The organism is Mesorhizobium sp. HAY1-8B (assembly GCF_056868045.1).
On sequence record NZ_CP200321.1, the window covers coordinates 4,712,010 to 4,733,777 of the forward strand.

Below are 21,768 nucleotides of genomic sequence, written 5' to 3' on the forward strand. Positions count from 1 at the left end.
CTTTTATGGATGCCGTCATCAAGAAATTCATGCCCCAGTCCGCTTATATGGAAAAGCCGGTCACCGACCGGCCGAGCGAAGCCGAGGTCGAGGCCGCGGTGCGCACCTTGCTGCGTTGGACCGGCGACAATCCGGATCGCGAAGGGCTGATCGACACGCCCAAGCGCGTGGCCAAGGCCTACCGCGAGATGTTCGGTGGCTACGACATGTGCCCGGCAGAGGAACTCGGCCGCACCTTCGAGGAGGTCGCCGGTTACGACGATCTCGTCATCGTCAAGGACATCCAGTTCCATTCGCATTGCGAGCACCACATGGTGCCGATCATCGGCAAGGCCCATGTCGGTTACCTGCCGGACGGCAAGGTTGTCGGCCTGTCCAAGATCGCGCGCGTCGTCGATATCTTCGCCCATCGCCTGCAGACACAGGAAGCGCTGACCGCGCAGATCGCCGGCGTCATCCAGGACGTGCTCAACCCTCGCGGCGTCGCCGTGATGATCGAGGCCGAGCACATGTGCATGGCCATGCGCGGCATCCGCAAGCAGGGTTCTACCACACTCACCTCCACCTTCACCGGCGTCTTCAAGGATACGCCCGAAGAGCAGGTTCGTTTTGTCACCATGGTACGCGGCGGCGGGGCGTAAGCCCGGCACCGGCATAGCCCAACCATGATCTCGGAAAACCGGTTTTCGCGGACAAACGAAAACGTTTGTCCAGAGATCATGGTCAAACAGGAAAATGCACCGGCGATGTCGGCACTGGAATTTCCCGAAGCTCCGTCAGACAAGAAGGCTCTCGAAGAAGGCGCGGTCTTCTCGCCGCGCTTCGACGCGGCCGGTCTTCTCACGGTGGTCGTCACCGATGCCGAAGACGGCATGCTGCTGATGGTCGCCCATATGAATGCGCAAGCGCTCGCGCTGACATTGGAAACGGGGATCGCCCATTACTGGTCGCGCTCGCGTAACGCGCTTTGGAAGAAGGGCGAAACCTCGGGCAATTTCCAGCATGTCGTCGAGATGCGCACCGATTGCGATCAGGATGCATTGTGGCTGCACGTGAAAGTGTTGGGCCACGACGCAACCTGTCACACCGGCCGGCGTTCATGCTTTTATCGGACGGTGGGGTTGGTCGACGGCAAGGGGACGCTTGTCGACGACGGCAGCAAACCGCTGTTCGATGCGGAAAAGACGTATCGGAAGCCTATGTGAACCATTCCATATTCACAAACCACTCATGTTCACTATTCTCAAACATCCTTCTGATACAAAGGATGTGGGACAAGGGAGATCATGATGCTCGAGTGGGCGTCATTGCGTAACAGATCAGACGTTCGAGAAGCCAACGGCCTCTCCTCGTCCGGCGGCGCACCCCAACCAAAACCCGAAAAGAAGACAGGCATCTCGCTGGCATTGGGTGGCGGCTGCGCCCGTGGCTGGGCCCATATCGGCGTGCTGCGTGCACTCGACGAAGCCGGTATCGAAGTTTCGATGATAGCCGGCACATCCATCGGCGCACTGGTTGGCGGCTGTTATCTCGCCGGCAAACTGGACGAGCTGGAAGAGTTCGCACGCAGCCTGACCAAGCGTCGCATCTTTGGGCTGCTCGATCTCAATCTGCGTGGCAGCGGCCTGTTCGGCGGCATGAAGCTCGACGCCCGCCTGCGTGAGCATGTGGCGGGCGTTCGTTTCGAGGATCTGCCCAAGCCATTCGTCTGCGTCGCGTCGGAAATCCGCACCGGCCACGAAATCTGGGTGTCGAGCGGCTCGTTGATCACGGCCATGCGCGCGTCCTACGCACTGCCTGGCGTGTTCGAGCCGGTGAATTGCAACGGCCGGGTGCTGGTCGACGGCGCGCTGGTCAATCCGGTTCCGGTGTCGGTCTGCCGCGCCTACGAACAGCCCCTCGTCGTGGCGGTCAATCTTCACTACGACCTGTTCGGCCGCGCCGCGGTGATAAAGCACAGCGCCGGCGAACTGGTTGTCGAAAAGGACGCGCCGCGCGCCGGTCACTCGGACCCCGACCACCCGTCGCATCAGACGCGCCTCGGCATCACTGGCGTCATGGTCGAAGCCTTCAACATCATCCAGGACCGCATCTCGCGCGCCAGGCTTGCCGGCGATCCGCCTGACATGTCTCTGCAGCCCAAGCTCAGCCATATCGGCCTGACCGAGTTCCATCGTGCCGACGAGGCGATCCAGCTCGGCTACCAGGCGACGATGGCGCAGATCGGCGAACTGAGCCGGCTGCAGACGGTGTTAGCGTAAATCCATTCGCCCAAGACGTTATTGACGTGTTCCGTTGCAACAACGGAATTATGCCTCGCCTTGCCTCGTCAGGAGGCCCAAGCTACGTCACCTTGCCCATAGTAGCTTTCGATGATTTGGTGAGCGAGCCTTTGAGGGAGGAAAGTTTTGCCAGAAGTCACAAACGGCTGGGGACTTGTTGCCGCGATTATTCAGGCACTGGCCTCCCTCGGATGGCCGGCAGCAATTGCGTTTTCGGCGTACATCTTTCGCGCCGAGATATCCAGACTGCTGCCAAGTCTTCACATAAAACATGGAGAGTCAGAGTTTAGCTTTCGCCGGGTTGAACAGCTGGTCGAGCAAGTTCAAATCCACGAACTAACCCAACAGCTCCATGCCAAGGAACTGCCCCCGCCATCGACATCTACTTCCGATCTGTCAGCTCTCACGAACCATGAGTTGCGGCTCCGGGTCGAAGACGTCGCACTCCAGATGAGAGAAATGGAAAACAGATTTAAGTCTGAGGACTCGGAAATAGTGATGCGAAGAATGTCTGACCGGGAGAGCTGGGAGACACAAACGAAAGAACTGCTCGCTAGGTCAGATCGTCACCGCCACGAATGGCAAACAAAACTTTTACCTGATGCCGTAGCGCTTCGAGACGAGATCATTCGGCGACTTGGAAACGGAATACAAGTAGACACTAGGAGAGGCGATTTCGTTTTTGACGGTATGCTTGCAGGGCCGTATCCTCTCAATGAGGGTGCGCTTACCCTTGAGCGTCTGGCTAGAAACCTCACAGGACCGACAGGCACTTCTCCGACCTTGGTTCAATAGACCAGTCTCACGGCCCACTTTCCATCGGATCCCAAAAACATGAGCCACCTGATTGGACCTTATGAAGCATTTGGACGGCTATCGACCGATCGGACGAGGACATCGCATTGGCGGTGCCCGAAACAGAATTACATGCACCCGGTCGTGGTCGGCGGCGGCAAGCCGTACTTCCAGTCCGGCCCGTCGCTGACACTGAAACCGCTTGGCAGGGAAAGCCTGCCCCAAGGCGTGACGCTGCTGCGTTTTGCGCCAGCGAGTTGAGTTCCACGGCTCTGGCGCGGCTAAGCCCGCGCCGCGTCGATGATGCGGAACTGCACGGTGCGGTTGCCATTCCAGTAATTGCCCGACAGCGAGCCGGCGACATGCACCGTCTTGCCCCGGTTCTTTAACAGGAATTCGCCAAGTGCGGTGTCGACCGCGCGAAAGGCGATCCCCTGGATTCGGCCGCCGCTCTCCGACTGCAATTCGGCGCGGATATGGTTGGTGCCGACCGGCCGGGCGTCGGCCAGCCGATGGCGTGGCAGCGCGAAAACCGGTGCGACATGGCCGGCGCCGAAGGGGCCGGCCTTTTCCAGCGCGTCGAGCAGGCTGAGCGTCGCGCCTTCGGCGGCAAGCGCGCCGTCGATTGCCAGGCTTTCCTCGTCCTGCAGCCGAAACACGTCGGCGGCCGCGCGCTCCTCGAAAAACGCCCTGAGTTCGCCGAGCCTGGCGCGCTCCACGGTGATACCGGCCGCCATGCCATGGCCGCCGCCCTTGACGATCAGCCCGGCGTCGGCGGCTTCACGCACCAGCCGGCCGAGGTCGAAGCCCGACACCGAACGGCCCGAACCGGTACCAATGCCCACAGCGTTGAATGCGATGGCGAAAGCCGGCCGCCGGGCATGATCCTTCAGTCTTGAAGCGAGCAAGCCGACAATGCCGGGATGCCAGTTGTTGCTGGCGGTGACGACGATGGCCGGGCCATTGCCGCCGGCAAGCTCGGCATCGGCTTCGGCGCGGGCTGCCGCAAGCATCTCCTGCTCCATCAGTTGCCGCTCCTGGTTCAACCGGTCCAGCGTCTCGGCGATGGTTCGCGCCTCGACCGGATCGTCTGTCGCAAGCAGCCGGCTGCCAAGGGCCGCATCGCCGATGCGTCCGCCGGCGTTGATGCGCGGCCCGATCAGATAGGCAAGATGAAAGGTGCCGATCGGTTCGCCGATGCGAGAAACCCGTGCCAATGCGGCAAGCCCTTCATTCTTCTGCTGGCGCGCCACTTGCAGCCCTTTGACGACGAAGGCACGGTTGACCCCGGTCAGCGGCACCACGTCGCACACGGTGGCCAATGCAACGAGATCGAGCATGGAAAGCAGATCCGGTGGCGTGGTCTCGGTCAAGCCACGCAGGACCTTTGCCGTCTGCACCAGGGCAAGGAACACGACACCAGCGGCGCAGAGATGACCCTGACCGGAAAGATCGTCGTCGCGGTTTGGATTGACGACGGCAATCGCGGCCGGCAAGGCGCCACCCACCTGATGGTGGTCGAGCACGACGACATCGGCTCCGGCGGCATTGGCCGCGTCGACGGAAATGGCACTGTTGGTGCCGCAATCGACGGTGACGATCAGCGTGGCGCCGCGCGAGACGAGTTCGCGCATGGCATCGGGATTGGGGCCGTAACCCTCGAAAATACGGTCCGGAATATAGATTTCCGATGGCACCGAGAAATGTGTCAGAAACCGCTTCAGCAAGGCTGACGAGGCCGCGCCGTCGACATCGTAGTCGCCGAAGATCGCCACCTTTTCCCTCGCCATCACCGCCGCCGCGATGCGGGTGGCGGCCTTGTCCATGTCGGTCAGCGAGGCCGGATTCGGCAACAGGTCGCGGATCGTCGGATCGAGGAACCGCTCGGTTTGCTCGGCGGTAACACCGCGTCCGGCAAGGACACGTGCGACGATGTCGGGCACGCCATGGCCTTGCGCGATGGCAAGCGCGATCATGTCCTGTCGCTCGGTCAGCCGATGCTCCCAGGAGAGACCGGTAGCCGACTGCCTGACATCGAGGAAGAGGCGCCTGTCGCCCATCATGCGCTTTGCCAACTCATAATTGGCCGCAGGATAATGCATGTCGCCCAAAAGTGTGCAGCGGTTTTGGGATGACGACATGCACAAACAACGGCCTAAGGAGCGTCGCGTGAACGCGACGGGCTTTAAGGCCAAAGGCGGGCAAAGCCATGCGGTTCGTGGCGGTAGGCGTCGCGGGAGAATTCAAGAATAACTACGCTTTCCGCTTTTCAGCCTGGCGTCGGACCCATTCCTCGGCTGCATCCCCCATTGTCTTTTCCCGATCGTTCTTGAGCCAGGCCATGAAAGGCCGATCGAACCTGAACGTATCGCCGCATTCGCGGATGAAAAAGCGGCGCACATTCTGGGTGTTGCGGTAGGACTTCGTGATGGGCGTGGCACGCGAAATCGGATCCCCGTGCCAGTCGAACGCTTTCATCGTCGGTCCTTGCGTGGCCAGGGTTCGGATGCAGCCAATGGCTAACAACTGCGATCCGCCCTCGCAAGCTGGTCTAGAACTTATCCAGATCCTGGTGCCGGGCCTTGATCTCCCGCACGGTTCGCGACGACGAGCGCAAGACGATCGTATGCGTGGTGATGTATGTGCCGCCGAACTTGACGCCGGCCAGCATATTGCCGTCGGTCACGCCGGTGGCCGCGAACAGCACATCGCCGCGCGCCATGTCTTCGGCATGGTAGATCCGCTTCGGATCGGAAATGCCCATCTTCGCCGCACGGGCGACCTTCTCCGGAGTATCGAGGATCAGCCGGCCCTGCATCTGGCCGCCGGTGCAGCGCAGTGCGGCCGCTGCCAGCACGCCCTCGGGCGCGCCCCCCGTGCCGAGATAGATATCGATACCGGTTTCGTCCGGATCAGTGGTGTGGATGACACCGGCGACATCGCCGTCACCGATCAGCCGGATCGCGGCACCCGTGGCCCGCACGGCATCGATCAGCTTGGCGTGGCGCGGCCGGTCGAGGATGCAGGTGGTGATGTCGGACACCGCGACGCCCTTGGCCCGGGCCAGGTTGGCGATGTTTTCGGCCGGCGATGCATCGAGGTCGATGACGCCTTCGGCATAACCCGGACCAATGGCGATCTTGTCCATATAGACGTCGGGCGCGAACAGCAGACTACCCTTCTCGGCGATCGCGATGACGGCAAGCGCGTTCGGAAGGTTCTTGGCGCAGATCGTCGTACCCTCAAGCGGATCAAGGGCGATATCGACGGCCGGGCCTTTGCCGGTACCGACCTCCTCGCCGATATAGAGCATCGGCGCCTCGTCCCGTTCTCCCTCGCCGATTACTACAGTGCCCTTGATGGCAAGACGGTTGAGCTCCTGGCGCATGGCGTCGACAGCGACCTGGTCTGCCGCCTTCTCGTCGCCGCGCCCACGCAGCCTGGCGGCCGCGACCGCGGCCCTTTCGGTGACGCGCACCAGTTCCATGGTGAGTATCCGGTCAAGTCCGGCGACAATGTTCTGGGCCACATTCATTTCGGCAGATCCTCGTTTGCATGCCACCTCCCGCCGGAGGCGGGCTTGTTTTGTCAAACGAGAATGACAACGGCAAGACCTGCCGCGAGTTTTATCGAAAGATAAGCAATATCAATCGATTGAACCTTATTCCGAACAAGATTGGGGCCCGGCTGGGAACAGCCGGGCCGCGCTTGAGGACGCAAAGAGACAACGCCGGGATCTAGAAAACCGCGAGGTATTTGAGCAGCGAAATGATGCCGATGATGATGACGATGATCTGCACGATCTGCCGCATCCGGGCATCGAGAGGCAGGCGCTGCACCAGATAAAGAACGAGGATGATGACGAGAAATGTGATCAGAATGCCGATCAGCACGGATGAAGCCATGGTGCCCTCCTAAATGATTACCTGAGAAACCGCGAAACGAACCGGCAACGTCGGCTCGATGTCGACGCGGTCAATACCAGCGGCGCGAGGTGTCGTTGTTCAACGACTGGCCGACGGCAATACCGGCCAGAAAGCCGAGCAGGCCGATCACGCCGACCAATGCGGTCGTGGTGCCAGGGTTTTCGCGCGCCACTTCCGAAACCGCCTGGGCCTGAGTGCGCAATTGCTGTGCCGTGCGCGAAGCACGCGCCGCGGCCGTCTCGTAGAAATCCGAAGCCTGCTCGCTGGCATCGTCGAGCATTTCCGCGCCTCGCGCCGAAATACTCTTGTTGATCTTGGTGATCTCCTTGCGCAGTTCGGCGATCTGCTTTTCCAGCGTTTTCTGGATGTCGTCGATGTGAGGGGTGTCGGATTTGTTGGTATCGGCCATGGAGCGGCTCCCTTGGTTGCTGACCAAGAGAACGGCGCCGGCACGGATTCGTTCCGGTTGATCGCGGCTGATCGACGGTGGGGGCGAAGCTACCCTGCCCGCTCGATGCGGATGACCTGCGGCTTGTCGGTCAGGTGACCGTCCTTGGTGATGCCGTCGACGGCCTTGCGCACGGCGGCCTCGGTGGTCTCGTGGGTGACGAGGATCACCGTCTTCTGTGCCGCAGCCTCGCCGCTGACCGCATGCTGGACGATCGATTCCAGCGAAATATCGTTGTCGGCCATGCGTTTGGCGATCGCGGCGAACACGCCGATGCGGTCATGCACGGTCAGCCGGATGAAATAGCCGCCGGCATGGCTGCGCATCTGCGCCTTCTTGTAGGGCCTCAGCTCCTTTGCCGGCCGACCGAAGACCGGGCCATGCTGGAAGCCCGGCCGGCTCTTGGCGATGTCGGCGATGTCGCCGATGACGGCCGACGCGGTGGCGTTGCCGCCGGCGCCGGGGCCTGAAAGCAGCAATTCGCCGAGGATGTCGGTCTCGATCGCCACCGCGTTGGTGACGCCATGCACCTGCGCGATGACGGAGGCGGTCGGCACCATGGTCGGATGCACGCGCTGCTCGATGCCGCTTTCGGTGCGCTGGGCAACGCCCAGCAGCTTGATCCTGTAGCCGAGGTCGCCGGCGGCACGGATGTCGGCCTGGGTGATGTTGGAGATGCCTTCCATATAGATGTCGCTGGCGGCGATCTTGGTGCCGAAGGCAAGGCTGGTCAGGATCGACAGCTTGTGCGCGGTGTCATGGCCTTCGATGTCGAAGGTCGGATCGGCCTCGGCGTAACCCAGCCGCTGCGCATCCTTCAGGCAGGCATCGAACGATATGCCCTCGGCCTCCATGCGGGTCAGGATGTAGTTGCAGGTGCCGTTAAGAATGCCGAACACGCGGGTGACCGAGTTGCCGGCCATCGCCTCGCGCATCGTCTTGATGACGGGAATGCCGCCCGCCACCGCCGCCTCGTAGTTGAGCAGCACGCCCTTCTTCTCGGCGATCTCGGCCAGCGCCACGCCATGCTTGGCGAGCAGGGCCTTGTTGGCGGTGACGACATGGCGGCCGGCTTCGAGCGCCGCCTTCACCGACAGACGTGCCGGCCCCTCGTCGCCGCCGATCAATTCGATGAACACGTCGATCTCGGCTGTCTGCGCCATCTTCACCGGATCGTCGAACCATTTTGCGGAACTGACATCGATGCCACGGTCGCGCTTCGGGTCGCGCGCCGAAACCGCTGCGACGATGATGTCGCGCCCGCATTGCCGGGTCAGTTCCGCTGCCTTGTCGCGCAGCACACGTGCCACCGATGCACCGACCGTACCGAGGCCGGCAATTCCAACACGCAGTGCTTCAGCCATGGAAGGCGACGTCCCTCAAATCAGATCGAATTTTGCTTACCGGTGGGCGGAGAGCGGCACCACGTTGTTGGGCTGCTTGGCGCTGGTCGACAGGAAGCGCTTGATGTTGCGCGCCGCCTGGCGGATCCGGTGCTCGTTCTCGACCAGCGCCACGCGCACGAAATCGTCGCCATGTTCGCCGAAGCCGATACCGGGCGCCACCGCCACGTCGGCGTGCTCGATAAGCAGCTTGGAGAATTCGAGAGAGCCGAGATGACGGAATGGCTCCGGGATCGGCGCCCAGGCGAACATCGAGGCCGCCGGGGCGGGAATATCCCAACCGGCGCGGCCGAACGCATCGACCATCACGTCACGACGCTTGTGGTAGATGTCGCGCACCTCGGCGATATCGGCGCCGTCGCCATTGAGCGCATGGGCGGCCGCCACCTGGATCGGCGTGAAGGCGCCGTAGTCCAGATAGGATTTCACCCGGGTCAGCGCCGAGATCAGCCGTTCATTGCCGACGGCAAAGCCCATGCGCCAGCCGGGCATGGAGAAGGTCTTCGACATCGAGGTGAATTCGACGCAGACGTCGATGGCGCCCGGAACCTGCAGCACCGAAGGCGGCGGATTGCCGTCGAAATAGATCTCCGAATAGGCAAGGTCGGACAGGATGATGATGTCGTTCTTCTTCGCGAACGCCACCACGTCCTTGTAGAAATCGAGCGAAGCGACCAGCGCCGTGGGGTTCGACGGATAGTTGAGGATCAAGGCCAGCGGCTTCGGGATCGAATGGCGAATGCCCCGCTCGACGGCCGGAATGAAGCCGTCATCGGGCTCGACCTGCAGCGAACGGATGACGCCGCCGGACATGATGAAGCCAAAAGCGTGGATCGGATAGGTCGGATTGGGGCACAGGATGACGTCGCCGGGCGCGGTGATCGCCTGCGCCATGTTGGCGAAGCCTTCCTTCGAGCCGAGCGTGGCAACCACTTGCGTGTCGGGATTAAGCTTCACGCCGAAGCGGCGCTGATAATAGGCGGCCTGGGCGCGGCGCAGTCCCGGAATGCCGCGCGAGGAGGAATAGCGATGCGTGCGCGGATCGCGCACGACTTCGCACAATTTGTCGACGATGGCCTTCGGCGTTGGCAGGTCCGGATTGCCCATGCCAAGGTCGATGATATCGGCGCCGCGCGAGCGCGCGCTGGCCTTGAGCCGGTTGACCTGCTCGAAAACGTAGGGCGGAAGGCGACGGACCTTGTGAAACTCTTCCATGGCGGTTCCAGACAGCAAAGGGGTATTGGGCGCGCGCTATATACTCATTTGCAGGTAGGGTCGAGGGCGGGATCGCATTTGCCTTCGATCTGCTTTAGCGTCTGGGGGCCATGCTTCTTGGCCAGATCCGTCAGCGCCGCTTGATCGGTGACGGAGCCGCCGCCGCTTTTGGCACCCTGCCCGCTCTTGTCGGCCTTGAGTTCGGCAAGCTTGGCGTTCCGCTCGGCCTCGGTGAACTGCTTGTTCGCCACTTGCGGCGGGATGTTCAGGTTCGGAAAGGTGCCTGTATCCTTCGGCCCGGCATTCTCGGCCATCGGCACCGGACCGCCGGTATTCGTGCTCGAACATCCGGCGATCCCCACAAAGAGAATCGCCACGCCGATGCGGCAAAAGCCTGCGGCACCAAAAAAAACAGTCTCGCCAATATTAATCGTCATATTGTTTCCTTGGCAGCCGAGGTAGAGCGAGATTGGACCCTGTCGGATGTCCCATGTTAATATGTCAAGAAAACGCTTCGGGAGGAACCCCGCGAACCATGTCCAAAACACCCGATTCGGGCAAAACGGAAGATGACGAGCCTTCGACCGTCGAGCAATATCTGGTGAAGGATCCGGAACGCTTCGCGTTGAACATGGCGCGCATGGTCGAGCAGGCCGGCAAGGCGGCATCCGCCTGGGCCGAGCCGCGCGAAAAAGGCGAGGTGCGCGACCACGTCGCCGAACCGGTCGTCGACATGGTCAAGACCTTCTCCAAGCTCAGCGAATACTGGCTTGCCGACCCGCAGCGCGCGCTCGAAGCGCAGACGCGGCTGTTCGCCGGCTATATGACCGTCTGGGCGAACGCCATCCAGCGTGTCAGCGCCAGCGCCGAGGGTACCGACGATGCCGTCAAGCCGGAGCGCGGCGACAAGCGCTTCCAGGATCCTGAATGGGGCCGCAACGCCTTCTTCGATTTTCTCAAGCAGGCCTATCTCGTCACCTCGCGCTGGGCGTCCGAACTGGTCGAGCACGCCGAAGGTCTGGACGAGCACACCCGCCACAAGGCGAGCTTCTACGTCAAGCAGGTGTCCAACGCCATCTCGCCGTCGAATTTCATCCTGACCAATCCGGAACTGTTTCGCGAAACCATCGCCTCCAACGGCGAGAATCTGGTGCGCGGCATGAAGATGCTTGCCGAGGACATCGCCGCCGGCAAGGGCGACCTGAAACTGCGCCAGGCCGACTATTCGCCCTTTGAGATCGGCCGCAACATCGCCACCACGCCCGGTAAGGTGGTTGGCCGCAGCGATATTGCTGAGATCATCCAGTATGATCCCGCCACCGAGATGGTGCTGAAACGGCCGCTGCTGATCTGCCCGCCCTGGATCAACAAGTTCTACATACTAGACCTCAACCCGCAGAAATCCTTCATCCGCTGGGCGATCGAGCAGGGCCATACCGTCTTCGTCATCTCCTGGATCAATCCGGACGAGCGTCACGGCGCCAAGAACTGGGAAGCCTATATAAGGGAAGGCCTGCAATACGGCCTCGACACGATCGAGAAGGCCACCGGCGAGCGCGACGTCAACGCGATCGGCTACTGCGTTGGTGGCACGCTGCTGGCGGCGGCATTGGCGCTGATGGCCAGCGAAGGCGACGACCGCATCAAGTCGGCGACCTTCTTCACCACCCAGGTCGACTTCACCTATGCCGGCGACCTGAAAGTGTTCGTCGACGAGGAACAGGTCGCGGCGGTGGAAAAGTCGATGAATGAAAAGGGCTATCTCGACGGCACCAAGATGGCGACCGCCTTTAACATGCTGCGCTCCGGTGATCTGATCTGGCCCTATGTCGTCAACAATTACATGCGCGGCAAGGATCCCCTGCCCTTCGACCTGCTCTACTGGAATGCCGATTCGACCCGCATGGCGGCGGCCAACCACTCCTTCTACCTGCGCAACTGCTATCTGGAGAACAACCTCTCGCGCGGCACGATGGAATTGGCGGGCCGCACGGTCTCGCTCGGCGATGTCACCATTCCGATCTACAACCTTGCCTCGAAGGAAGATCACATCGCGCCGGCGCTGTCCGTCTTCCTCGGTTCGAAATATTTTGGCGGCAAGGTCGACTATGTGATGGCCGGATCCGGCCACATAGCCGGTGTCGTCAATCCGCCCGCATCCAACAAGTACCAGTACTGGACCGGCGGCGCGCCGATCGGCGATTTCAACCAGTGGATAGCCACGGCTACCGACCATCCGGGATCCTGGTGGCCGCACTGGCAAAGCTGGATAGAGGCCAAGGACAACACCCGCGTGCCTGCCCGCAAACCAGGCAAGCATATGAAAACCTTGGGGGATGCTCCCGGTACCTATGTCAAGGTGCGTGTGTAACGGACTGTAATGTCTGGTGAGTTGACGGCTTGTCAAAAGCGGGCGAAATGGTGTCGTCAACCGTCGAGCGGTCGTAATTCGGCATTCGCCGCAAAAATACTTTCGAGCTTGCGGATTTGACACAGGTCTCGTTTCCGGATCGGAGACAAAGGTCACCTTGGACTGCGGCGGCCAGTGCTGCGCCAAGGATTTACCGACCGGGTATCGAGGGGGAATTTGACTTTGAAATCAGCAGGATGGAGCCTCGCAAAGGGAGAACGCCGCGCCATCGTGGCAGCGCTTTGCTCCGTGCTCCTGGCCTCCTGCACCTCCGCCGGCGACCCGACAATGTCGGTCGGAATGCCTGGCTACAATGCCTCCTCCTCGAACATCAATGCGGCCGCCACCGGCAAGCCCATCGCCACCGCCGATTCGACATCGCAGACCACGATCACCCAGACGACCGTGATGAGCGAGGGGGATACGGCGCTTCCTGAAACGGTCGCTTACGTACCGATCGCCAAGCCCGAGGCTGCCTTTCCACTGACAACGCCGGCCGGGGCTGAAACGATCGCGGGACAAACGCCGCAGGCCCTGCAGCAGCCGACCCAGACGGCGCAGCAGACCGACGCGGTCGCCCAGAAGATCGCCGCCGCCGATGCCGACGTGACGGCGCCGAAGCCTGCCGCGGCACCGGCGATGAACAATCCGGTCTATGTGACGGCGGGCGAGATGCCGCAAGCAGAAGCGCCGAAGAAACGGGGCTTCCTGGCCTCGATGTTCGGTGCCACGCCGGCTTCCGCAACCCCCGCTCCACTGGTCAACACGCGCACAGGCGAACAGCCGGCCGTGCAGGCCAAGCCCGCGCCGACACCGGCAAAGCCGATCATCACACTGGCCTCGGCCAATTCCACCGCAAAGCCGATACAGTTGGCTTCGATCGGCAACGAAGCCGGCCACATCACGGGCGGCGATGCGTTGCCCGGCGTGCGCCAGACGGCGCTGTTCGAGATCAAGCGCAAATCCGGCCTCGATGATGAAAGCGACGTCGACCTCAATGAGGACGAGGGTTCGGGCGGCAGCTATCAGGTCGCGTCCGCCGCCGGCATGGCCCGGCTCGCGCCCAACGGGCTGCTGAAGCAGAACGAAAGCGTTGACGTCGCCTGCCTGAAGCCGTCGCTGGTGCGCGTGCTGAAGACGATCGAAGGCCATTACGGCCGCAAGATGATGGTCACGTCAGGCTACCGCGACCCTGCCCGCAACCGCCGCGCCAACGGCGCCAAGAATTCGCTGCACATGTACTGCGCCGCCGCCGACATCCAGGTGCCCGGCGTCTCCAAATGGGAACTGGCGAACTACATCAGGACAATGCCCGGCCGTGGCGGCGTCGGCACCTACTGCCACACCGAATCGGTCCACGTCGACGTCGGCCCCGAGCGCGACTGGAACTGGCGCTGCCGCCGGCGCAGCGGCGGTGGCGACGGCTAAAGGGCGCGATTTGACGGGCCAGAGCGGCCAGGTCGTGCCGCAAAATATCGTTCCAGTGAACAATTCTAGACTTTCGAGATTGGCCTGAGCATCCCCAACTTCGTCATCCACGGGCGGAGCGAGAGCGAAGCTCCATCGAAGACCCGGGGATCCGTTCCGTGACCTTGGTTGAGGAGCGCAGCGGAGCTTCGCTCCTTGCTCCGCACTGGAATGACGAGCGATGGGCGTTTCCGCAAGTCACCAAGCCGTGCAGTCGTGATGAAGCCCCTTGTGTTTCCAAAAGCCGGAAAAAAGTTGTCCAGGGCGGCACTTGACGGGTTGCCGGTTGCGCGCAACGCCAGTATAAGCCGCTTCGTCTGAGCGCGCCCATCGTCTAGCGGTTAGGACACCGCCCTTTCACGGCGGTAACAGGGGTTCGATTCCCCTTGGGCGTACCAGCAACTTCAAGCACTCAACTGAAAACCTATTTTCCCGCCGAGCTTTGGCCGATACCGCCCGAGAATCGGGGCAGGCCTGCGTCCTTTGACTGCCAAGGACCTGCCGGCTGACACGCCTAACCGCCAACCAGCGGCACGGTAACGGTGGTCGCGTAGTTGATCGGGAAGGCGCTGAGGTAAGGGAAGTCAACGACGAAGGCATAGGTGGCGGTCAGATGCGCCATGCGGAAGCCGCCGCTCGCCGGGTCGATGGCGATCGTCACGTTGACATCCTTCAAACCCAGGGCCTGCAATTTCTGCGTGGCGATCGACTGGATGTCGGCCTGGGTCAGCGTGTTCTGAAGCTGCAGCGAGCGTGACGATGTCTCAAGCGTATAGCGAACGCTTGAGACCGAGTTCATCGACCAGCCCAAGGCGAAGATTCCGAACAGCAATATGATGAGGAATGGCGCGATCAGCGCGAACTCCAATCCGGCTCCACCCGATCGATCCCACTTGAAGGCGCTTGCCTTAGCGGACACGGATCACCTCCAGGTGGCCGATGACGCTGGAAGCGGAAAAAACGCCGAAGGTGAAGGGTGGCGTCCAGGTGGCCGATGCCTGGATCTGCACATAGACCGATGGAACCTTTGGCCCACTGCACAAGGTGGAAGCGTCGACCACGGTCGCCCCGCACATATAGATTCGACTTAGCGTGACACGGCCGTCCATCGGCCGCTTCTCCCAACTCGAAATCGCAACGGCCTGCGTCGCCGTGTCGTTGGTCGATCCTGCCATGATCAGGTTCGCGGCGGTCTTCACGCCGGCGCGCATCGACAGCGAACTCGTCACATAGGACCAGCCGTCGATGATGCCGAGCAGCGCCGCGCACAAGAAGGGCAGGACCATGGCGAACTCGACCGCCGCAACGCCCGAACGGTCGCCAAGGATCAGTTTTGATCCGCGTTCCACGGGAGGCTACTCGACCAGTGCCACGGACTGCGCGGCCGGAATGTCGCGCATTCCGAGGCTGGTGCAATCCTGATTGATGGTTGAACTGCCTGACCATTGGATCGTATCGGCGACGACTTGGGTGCAGCCGCCATTGCCCGAGAAATTGCCGAGATAGCTGATCTGCTGTCTCGGGAAGTAGATGGCCCCAGTCAGCAGCGAGTCGGCTGTGCCGTTGAAGGTGCTGGATGCACTGCTACCGGCCCTGTCGCCATAGAACAGAACACCGGAATAAGCGCCCGAAGTCGGCGCGCTGAGCTGCACGGAGGCGTTGCCGTTCATGCTGACCGTCGAACTGCCCGACATGAAGATGGTCACCCCGCTGCCGGTGACGGAAGCGTTGGCGTTTATCTTGAGATTGCCCTGAACGACATAGACGCCCGGCTGGAGGGTAACGCTGCCGCTAAGGCTGAGTCCGCTGCAGTAGGTGCCAGGTTTCAGCGTCGATTTGTTGGTGTTCTGGCAGGGATTTGAAGCAGCCGGGGTCGGCAGGTCGGCGAATGGATCGGCGGCAGGCAGCGCCTGGGTGATCGGGGCCGGGCAAACGGTGGTGACCGGATTGTTCAGTGAGACGCCGCCCGCCGCTATCAGGCAATCGACCTGCAGTGCCGCCGAGCCCTGGAGCTTGATGGCGTCCGAAGCGTTCGAATTGGACATCACCACGCAGCCGGTGACCTTCACGCTGGTATTGCCGGAAAACAGTACAGCCTGCGAGGCGGTCACATCGAGCGCGGTCATGCAGGACTTCGAGGCGTTGGTGATGAGGGCCACCGCCCTCGCCTGTTCGGGCACCTGGCCCTGCGTGAAGATCGAGGTGAACATCCGGTCGACGTTCTGGTGGACGATAACCTCGACTGCTTTCTTCGCCGTATTCGGCCCGGACGCTGGCGGCGTGTTGACGACGATCGTGCCCGAGCCCAACCCATTGGACGCGGCAGACTGTGTCGCGGCCGCGACGATCGTCGGCTTGTCGGACCCTGAGATCTGTTCAAGCGCGCCGGCATAGGCGGCGGCATCGGCCGTCGCCTGCAGTTTCAGGCTGTTGTAGTACCAGTAGGAGGTCTCCACGCCGAAGCCGGCGGCGCCGACGACGATCGGCAGGCTGAGGGCGAAGATAGTGGCAACATTTGCCCTGGTACTCCGGCGTATGCCGGTCGCCATGAGCCGAATTCGGGTGAAGCAGTTGGAAGCCATAACTTAAATTAGAAAGCACGCATATATGAACGAACGGCTAAGAAGTTCGGTTCATTTTTGATCAAGGCTTCGATCGGCTTCAAACAACCGGCCGTTCGCTGATCGGTGCTCGGACGACGGCGATTGCCGTCCCTGCCGGCACGGCAGCGCTCCGCGGACAAGTGACTCCACCGATTGCAGGATCACGCTGGCGGTTCCGGCGAATGGGAGCGATCCGGCTCAACCGGATGCGGTCAAATCCAGCGCGCCGCAGTTTTGGCTTCAGGCGGAAAGGACGGGCACCTGCTCTGAGGCCACTCCAGCCGACAACTCTTTCTGTACGGCCAGGAAAAATCTGCGGACTTCATCACCGGCCGTGGCTCTGTCCCTGCCCGACCCGACAACGAGGTCAAGCAGCTCCGCTGCCTTGGCCCTCCAGAACGAGACTGCGGTCTCGCCATGCAGATTGTCGAGCTTGGCCGCAACTTCTCTGACCAGGAATAGCTGACGGTCGATCGGGAACGCACGGATTTTTTCTGGAGACATCTTCCGAACCATGAGACTGACGCAACGAATCAACATTGCTGAACAAGCAATGGCGTAGCCGCGAAGGTGGAAACGGAAGCTTAACGCCGCTATTGATGGATATCCGCGACAAGAGACGGTGCACTCAAGCCGAACTGGTTATCGAGGCAAGCGAAGCTGCCCTCAAGCCTGCAGCGCCCTCGCCTCGGCGCCGCGCTTGCGCGGCGCCATCATGTCGCTGGCCATCAGTCCGGTGACGCGGCAGAATGCCATGAATGCCCGGCAGGCATCCTCGGTCTTGACCACGTCCACCGTGGCGCCAAAGCAGGCGTTGAAGGCTTTCTGATACACCGGTCCCTGCCGGCGTGCCGGCCAGTCCTGGAGAAAATCCAACGCCTGCTCGACGCTGTAAATCTCCTCGACGGGCAAGCCAGGCCCTGGCGCGATACGCACCGGCACCTCGAACTGCAATCTGTCCATCCGAAATCTCCCGAACTGGCGTCGCCCAGCAACGCCGTCCGTCGTCAAAAGTTGCTTTGACCGGTTTGTGCCACGGAAATGTGTCGTCACTGCGGAAGCGGCCGCTTCTGCTGCAAAGGGCGAGGAAAGTTCTGCCGGCACAAAGGTACCCGGCAGAACTTTCCGATCCGGCGGCGCAATTTATTGATTGGCCGGGTCGGTCTCGGCGTCGAAGGCCATGCGCACCACCATCATCAGAACATAGGCCGACGGCAAGGCGAACAGGACACCGAGCACGAGCGCTCCGGTTCCCGACAGATAGAGCGTCTCGGCGATCGCCCAGTAAACGGTTCCGATACAGATGAACGCCTGAACGGACAGAAATGAAGCAGCCGAGGCTGCACGCGACAGGCTTTTGAATGTCTTGATACGTTGTTGCATTGCAATGATCCGGAAATGACGCGCCGCGCCAACAATGCGCGGCTATGGCCGCCGCACGGATCGCGACACGAATGGCTTGGTAGGATGGCGAACGTGCGGTCTTGGACCGCTCAGGCCTGCGCGGACGGCGGCGCGCGCGGCTGATTGGTGCTCGTGCACGGAGCCGAGACCATCCCACGGCCGGCGCCAAACACTGCCGGCGACGTCGGGGCGAGCCAAAGGAAAACAGTTTCTGGAGCCGGCAATGCCGGATGGCCGCCCGCGAACTTGGCCACCAACGGCCTGACGGTGCGAGCCTCAAGGGCCTGTGCCTTGTTGGTGACACGCAGCAACGCCGCGACTTCGCCCGACCGTTCGATGCCAACGCTGGCGCTGCCCTGGGCAGGGTCAGCGAAAGTGGGGAAAACCGGCCGGCCGAGGCACAGCATCGCCAGCAACACAAGGCCCATCAGGCAGGAGCAGGCTGCCGTCAACGGCGCTTCAAGCGATCTGGCGCGCTTCAGGGCTGGACGCGATCTCCAAAACATCGTCCCGCCCTAGCGCACGATGGCCGCAAAGGAAAGCAAACCGTGCAAAACCGGCAAAAGCCCGCGCAGACGCGACGAATATCCCGCCGGTTCGGGCTGCATCAGGCAGTTCTTCCTTGAACCTTTTGCCCCCAAGTGCCAAATCTGGTGGGATTTTCACGCCAGCATCCCTGCAGCGCCCTACCTTCCATACGGACAAAATGGTCACCTATCTCGACGCCGCCACCGCACCCCTCAGAAACACCGGCCAGATCCGCCTCTATGGCGAGGACGGTTTTGCCGGCATGCGCAAGGCATGCGACCTCACCGCGCGTTGCCTGGACGAGCTGGTTCCCATGGTCGCGCCCGGCGTCACCACCGATGCCATCGACCGTTTCGTCTTCGAGTTCGGCATGGATCACGGAGCGCTGCCGGCGACGCTCAACTATCGCGGCTACACGAAGTCGTCCTGCACCTCCATCAACCATGTCGTCTGCCATGGCATTCCCGACAGCAAGCCGTTGAAGGACGGCGACATCGTCAACATCGACGTCACCTACATTCTCGATGGCTGGCACGGCGATTCCTCGCGCATGTATCCGGTCGGCACCATCAAGCGCGCCGCCGAGCGGCTGCTCGAGGTCACCCATGAATGCCTGATGCGCGGCATCGCCGCGGTCAGGCCCGGGGCTCGCACCGGCGCCATCGGTGCTGCCATCCAGACCTATGCCGAGGCGGAGCGCTGCTCGGTGGTGCGCGACTTCTGCGGCCACGGCGTCGGCCAGCTGTTCCACGACGCCCCAAATATCCTGCACTATGGCAACGTCAATGAGGGCGTGGAAATGCGGCCCGGCATGATCTTCACCATCGAGCCGATGATCAATCTCGGCCGGCCGCATGTGAAGGTGCTGTCGGACGGCTGGACAGCCGTAACCCGCGACCGCTCGCTCTCGGCGCAGTACGAGCACACGATCGGCGTGACCGACGCCGGCTGCGAGATTTTCACGCTCTCGCCCAACAAGCTTGATCGTCCCGGCCTGCCGGCCTGAGTTTTTGACCGTCGGGCGACTGCTGCGCCCGATCGATTGCCGGATGCGGGGGCGGATGGGGAAAGCCAACGACGACGACGAGCGGAGTTTCTTCTCCGAGGTACCGGTTCGGCCGGCGGCGAAGGCAAAGCCGGCTCCAGCCGAAAAACCGCATTATCTCGGCCATCGCGATCGCTTGCGCGAGCGCTTCGTCTCAGCGGGTCCGGACGCCCTGCCCGATTATGAACTTCTGGAGCTCCTGCTCTTCCGGCTGATCCCGCGCGCCGACACCAAGCCGGCCGCCAAGGCGTTGCTCACGCGCTTCGGTACATTGGCCGAGGTGCTTGGTGCGCCCGTCAACCTGCTGCAGGAAGTCAAGGGCATCGGTCCGGCGGTGGCGCTCGACCTGAAAATCGTCGCGGCGACAGCACAGCGCATGGCGCATGGCGAGGTCCATGGCCGCGAAGTCCTGTCGTCCTGGACGCAGCTTCTCGCCTATTGCCGCTCTGCCATGGCCTTCGAGGCGCGCGAACAGTTCCGCATCCTGTTCCTCGACAAGAAGAACGCGCTGATTGCCGACGAGGTGCAGCAGACCGGCACTGTCGACCATACGCCCGTCTATCCCAGGGAAGTGGTCAAGCGTGCGCTCGACCTCTCGGCCACCGCGATCATCCTGGTGCACAACCATCCATTTCGTCCTCCAAACGTCACGAGCAATCACGCTCAATCCTATTGAATCATTGATCTTTTTTGGCCTTGCGTACAGGGGGCGGAATTTGGCATAATTGGAGGCGATTTTCGGCGAGTGATCGCCTTACCGTCACCAATTAACGAGCCCATACCGCCCCCAAATCTGCACGAGTCCCAGCCATGCCCAGCCTCACTGACGGAGCCATTCGGCGAGCAATCAAACAGGTCGAGAAGTCAGGAAAGCAGGCAGACCTTGCCGATGGCGAAGGTCGCGGCACGGGTCGGCTGGTGCTGGTTCTGAAGGCTATGCCTACGCGGGTGACAGCCGAGTGGATGGCTCAGCAGTGGCGCGATGGCAAACGGACGAAAAAGAAGATCGGCTCCTATCCCTCGACCTCACTGGCAGGAGCACGTGAGCTCTTTCAGAGGGACTTCGCCAATCTTATCCAGAAGGGTCGAAGCATCAAGATCGCCACAGATACTCGACCGGGAACTGTCGGCGATCTCTTCGAGGCCTATGTCGAGAACCTCAAGGAGAACGGCAAGTCCTCCTGGAAGGAAGCCGAGAAGGGACTGGACAAGGTTGCCGACACACTCGGGCGCAATCGGCTTGCGCGCGAGATCGAACCCGATGAAATTGCCAACGTCATCCGCCCTGTCTACGAGCGCGGAGCCCGGGCGATGGCGGATCATGTCCGCAGCTACATTCGTTCCGCCTACAGCTGGGGCATGAAGTCCGAGCATGACTATCGAAACAGTTCGCCTCGCCGCTTCCGGCTTGCCTATAATCCGGCAGCGGGCATCCCAACCGAACCAAAGAATGTCGGCACCCGCTGGCTGGATGAGGACGAATATGTGCGGCTCTATCGCTGGCTCGAATGCCCCGACACTCCCGTGCATCCGCCGTACCCCCGCGCCATCCGCATCCTCATGCTGACTGGACAACGCGTCGAGGAGATTGCCCGACTCCACGTCGATCAGTGGGATGCCGCCGAAGAAATTATCGACTGGTCGAAGACGAAGAACAGCCGGCCGCACGCGATACCTGTTCCTGCGCTGGCCGCCGAGTTGATCAATTCCCTCAAGCCGAACAAATATGGATGGTTCTTTCCCTCAGCGAACGACCCGTCCGTACCGGTCAGCCACAACACCCTATACAGCTTCATCTGGAGGCAGCGGGAGCGTGGCGTCATCCCGGTTGTCACCAATCGCGATCTGCGGCGCACCTGGAAGACACTCGCTGGCAAGGCCGGTGTGACGAAGGAAATCCGCGACCGCATCCAGAACCATGCCCTCCATGATGTCAGTTCGAAGAATTACGACAGGTGGAACTACATGCCGGAAAAGCGCGCCGGCATGAAGAAGTGGGAAAGTTTCGTCACCGCGTTGCTCAGCAAGGGGCAGAACCGCAAAGCCGTCTGAACCTAACGGTGCAGCATGAAGTTGCATGTCGTGAATTTGCCGGGAGCGTCAATCGAAGAAAGGTCACGAATGGCCGCAGTTGGGCCGATGAACGAACCCACTCGGCGGGAGGATTTCTGCGGTTGCGTAAGGACAACAACGGTTGTCGCGCCCACGTTGAGTTAGGTTCGGCAGTTGCGGAGCATCACAG

The 21,768-nt window shown here is 61.8% G+C and carries 25 protein-coding genes and 1 tRNA gene; 11 read left to right on the top strand and 15 right to left on the bottom strand.

Annotation, left to right across the window (positions count from 1 at the left end):
• Positions 1–5 precede the first annotated feature (5 nt).
• From folE to AC1VON_RS22545, 5 genes are all read left to right on the top strand, one after another.
• Positions 6–641 (top strand): GTP cyclohydrolase I FolE, encoded by a 636-nt coding sequence (gene folE, locus AC1VON_RS22525; protein ID WP_056572284.1) that lies wholly within the window; start codon positions 6–8, stop codon positions 639–641.
• A 105-nt stretch (positions 642–746) separates the two neighbouring features.
• The gene (gene hisI / locus AC1VON_RS22530) at positions 747–1,205 is read left to right on the top strand and encodes a phosphoribosyl-AMP cyclohydrolase (protein ID WP_483126356.1); all 459 of its coding nucleotides are present in this window, start codon (positions 747–749) and stop codon (positions 1,203–1,205) included.
• Positions 1,206–1,289: 84 nt separating this feature from the next.
• The gene (locus tag AC1VON_RS22535; protein ID WP_483124879.1) at positions 1,290–2,261 is read left to right on the top strand and encodes a patatin family protein; all 972 of its coding nucleotides are present in this window, start codon (positions 1,290–1,292) and stop codon (positions 2,259–2,261) included.
• Between the two features lie 147 nt (positions 2,262–2,408).
• Entirely contained in the window at positions 2,409–3,077 is a 669-nt protein-coding gene (locus AC1VON_RS22540; protein WP_483124880.1) for a hypothetical protein, read from the top strand.
• A 132-nt stretch (positions 3,078–3,209) separates the two neighbouring features.
• Positions 3,210–3,338 carry a hypothetical protein gene (locus tag AC1VON_RS22545; RefSeq protein ID WP_483124881.1) on the top strand — a complete coding sequence of 43 codons (129 nt, stop codon included), beginning with the start codon at positions 3,210–3,212 and terminating at the stop codon, positions 3,336–3,338.
• Between the two features lie 20 nt (positions 3,339–3,358).
• Here the strand turns inward: AC1VON_RS22545 and recJ are convergent, their stop codons facing one another.
• The 8 genes from recJ to AC1VON_RS22585 form a co-directional block, all read right to left on the bottom strand.
• Positions 3,359–5,140 carry a single-stranded-DNA-specific exonuclease RecJ gene (gene recJ / locus AC1VON_RS22550; protein WP_483126357.1) on the bottom strand — a complete coding sequence of 594 codons (1,782 nt, stop codon included), beginning with the start codon at positions 5,138–5,140 and terminating at the stop codon, positions 3,359–3,361.
• 190 nt (positions 5,141–5,330) lie between these two features.
• Positions 5,331–5,555, bottom strand: a complete 225-nt coding sequence (locus tag AC1VON_RS22555; RefSeq protein WP_483124882.1) for a DUF6434 domain-containing protein — start codon at positions 5,553–5,555, stop codon at positions 5,331–5,333.
• A gap of 73 nt (positions 5,556–5,628) precedes the next feature.
• Positions 5,629–6,612: a class II fructose-bisphosphatase gene (gene glpX, locus AC1VON_RS22560; RefSeq protein ID WP_483124883.1), complete on the bottom strand. Its 984-nt coding sequence runs from the start codon at positions 6,610–6,612 to the stop codon at positions 5,629–5,631.
• A 202-nt stretch (positions 6,613–6,814) separates the two neighbouring features.
• Complete coding sequence (locus tag AC1VON_RS22565) at positions 6,815–6,982, bottom strand: Thivi_2564 family membrane protein (protein WP_081295122.1); 168 nt, start codon at positions 6,980–6,982, stop codon at positions 6,815–6,817.
• A 70-nt stretch (positions 6,983–7,052) separates the two neighbouring features.
• Entirely contained in the window at positions 7,053–7,412 is a 360-nt protein-coding gene (locus AC1VON_RS22570; protein ID WP_172350261.1) for a hypothetical protein, read from the bottom strand.
• Between the two features lie 89 nt (positions 7,413–7,501).
• Positions 7,502–8,815 (bottom strand): homoserine dehydrogenase, encoded by a 1,314-nt coding sequence (locus tag AC1VON_RS22575; RefSeq protein WP_483124884.1) that lies wholly within the window; start codon positions 8,813–8,815, stop codon positions 7,502–7,504.
• Positions 8,816–8,851: 36 nt separating this feature from the next.
• The gene (locus tag AC1VON_RS22580) at positions 8,852–10,069 is read right to left on the bottom strand and encodes an LL-diaminopimelate aminotransferase (protein WP_172350259.1); all 1,218 of its coding nucleotides are present in this window, start codon (positions 10,067–10,069) and stop codon (positions 8,852–8,854) included.
• A 44-nt stretch (positions 10,070–10,113) separates the two neighbouring features.
• Positions 10,114–10,506 carry a hypothetical protein gene (locus tag AC1VON_RS22585; protein ID WP_172352964.1) on the bottom strand — a complete coding sequence of 131 codons (393 nt, stop codon included), beginning with the start codon at positions 10,504–10,506 and terminating at the stop codon, positions 10,114–10,116.
• A gap of 98 nt (positions 10,507–10,604) precedes the next feature.
• Between AC1VON_RS22585 and phaC the strand changes: the two genes are divergently transcribed.
• From phaC to AC1VON_RS22600, 3 genes are all read left to right on the top strand, one after another.
• Positions 10,605–12,440, top strand: coding sequence for a class I poly(R)-hydroxyalkanoic acid synthase (gene phaC / locus AC1VON_RS22590; RefSeq protein ID WP_172350258.1), 1,836 nt, complete (start codon positions 10,605–10,607; stop codon positions 12,438–12,440).
• Between the two features lie 216 nt (positions 12,441–12,656).
• Positions 12,657–13,907 carry a YcbK family protein gene (locus AC1VON_RS22595; protein WP_483124885.1) on the top strand — a complete coding sequence of 417 codons (1,251 nt, stop codon included), beginning with the start codon at positions 12,657–12,659 and terminating at the stop codon, positions 13,905–13,907.
• A gap of 362 nt (positions 13,908–14,269) precedes the next feature.
• A tRNA-Glu gene (locus tag AC1VON_RS22600) sits at positions 14,270–14,344 on the top strand.
• Positions 14,345–14,460: 116 nt separating this feature from the next.
• Here AC1VON_RS22600 and AC1VON_RS22605 read toward each other — a convergent pair.
• From AC1VON_RS22605 to AC1VON_RS22635, 7 genes are all read right to left on the bottom strand, one after another.
• Positions 14,461–14,865: a TadE/TadG family type IV pilus assembly protein gene (locus tag AC1VON_RS22605; RefSeq protein ID WP_483124886.1), complete on the bottom strand. Its 405-nt coding sequence runs from the start codon at positions 14,863–14,865 to the stop codon at positions 14,461–14,463.
• Positions 14,855–15,295, bottom strand: coding sequence for a TadE/TadG family type IV pilus assembly protein (locus AC1VON_RS22610; protein ID WP_483124887.1), 441 nt, complete (start codon positions 15,293–15,295; stop codon positions 14,855–14,857). The genes AC1VON_RS22605 and AC1VON_RS22610 overlap by 11 nt, the downstream gene beginning before the upstream one ends.
• Before the next feature lie 6 nt (positions 15,296–15,301).
• Positions 15,302–16,528, bottom strand: coding sequence for a pilus assembly protein TadG-related protein (locus AC1VON_RS22615; RefSeq protein WP_483124888.1), 1,227 nt, complete (start codon positions 16,526–16,528; stop codon positions 15,302–15,304).
• Between the two features lie 261 nt (positions 16,529–16,789).
• The gene (locus tag AC1VON_RS22620) at positions 16,790–17,053 is read right to left on the bottom strand and encodes a DUF6074 family protein (RefSeq protein ID WP_483124889.1); all 264 of its coding nucleotides are present in this window, start codon (positions 17,051–17,053) and stop codon (positions 16,790–16,792) included.
• A gap of 162 nt (positions 17,054–17,215) precedes the next feature.
• Complete coding sequence (locus AC1VON_RS22625) at positions 17,216–17,512, bottom strand: DUF982 domain-containing protein (protein WP_483124890.1); 297 nt, start codon at positions 17,510–17,512, stop codon at positions 17,216–17,218.
• Positions 17,513–17,692: 180 nt separating this feature from the next.
• Positions 17,693–17,932 carry a hypothetical protein gene (locus AC1VON_RS22630; RefSeq protein ID WP_172350252.1) on the bottom strand — a complete coding sequence of 80 codons (240 nt, stop codon included), beginning with the start codon at positions 17,930–17,932 and terminating at the stop codon, positions 17,693–17,695.
• A 110-nt stretch (positions 17,933–18,042) separates the two neighbouring features.
• Positions 18,043–18,405: a hypothetical protein gene (locus AC1VON_RS22635; protein WP_206681845.1), complete on the bottom strand. Its 363-nt coding sequence runs from the start codon at positions 18,403–18,405 to the stop codon at positions 18,043–18,045.
• 254 nt (positions 18,406–18,659) lie between these two features.
• On the opposite strand from AC1VON_RS22635, the gene map reads away from it, so the two are divergent.
• The 3 genes from map (at position 18,660) to AC1VON_RS22650 (ending at position 21,578) form a co-directional block, all read left to right on the top strand.
• Entirely contained in the window at positions 18,660–19,487 is an 828-nt protein-coding gene (map, locus tag AC1VON_RS22640; protein WP_172350250.1) for a type I methionyl aminopeptidase, read from the top strand.
• Between the two features lie 55 nt (positions 19,488–19,542).
• Positions 19,543–20,202, top strand: a complete 660-nt coding sequence (locus AC1VON_RS22645) for a JAB domain-containing protein (RefSeq protein WP_483124891.1) — start codon at positions 19,543–19,545, stop codon at positions 20,200–20,202.
• 134 nt (positions 20,203–20,336) lie between these two features.
• Entirely contained in the window at positions 20,337–21,578 is a 1,242-nt protein-coding gene (locus AC1VON_RS22650) for a tyrosine-type recombinase/integrase (RefSeq protein ID WP_483124892.1), read from the top strand.
• Positions 21,579–21,768: the final 190 nt, after the last annotated feature.